Origin of the sequence: Caballeronia sp. dw_19, assembly GCF_018449515.1 — a bacterium.
Taxonomy (GTDB): Bacteria; Pseudomonadota; Gammaproteobacteria; order Burkholderiales; family Burkholderiaceae; genus Caballeronia.
In genome coordinates, this window is sequence record NZ_JAAVUQ010000132.1 from 1 (window position 1) to 356 (window position 356).

General features: G+C 61.0%; 1 protein-coding gene. It reads left to right on the plus strand.

From position 1 onward, the window contains the following. Positions 1-356 (plus strand): transposase (locus tag HB376_RS40650; protein WP_213769318.1); only part of this gene is annotated, 356 nt, incomplete at both ends.

Sequence of the window (356 nt, forward strand, 5' to 3'; positions counted from 1 at the left end):
AAGGGCAAAACGGCAAGCGAGCTACGCTACATGGGCCACACGTTGAGCGACAACCGCCATGGGCTGATCGCCAGTGCCGTGGTGACGCTGGCCGATGGCTATGCCGAGCGCGAAGCGGCCAAAGTACTGATCAACGATGCCCGCCAGGCGCTTGGCGATCCAACGCGCGAGATCACGCTGGGGGCAGACAAAGGCTATGACGCCGCAGAGTTCATCAAGGCTTGCCAGGAAATGAACATCACGCCTCACGTGGCGCAAAACAAGTCAGGCCGCCAGTCGGCAGTGCCCGAGTCAATCGCCGGGAGTGCGGGCTATGCGGTGTCACAGCAAAAGCGCAAGCTCATCGAACAGGGTTT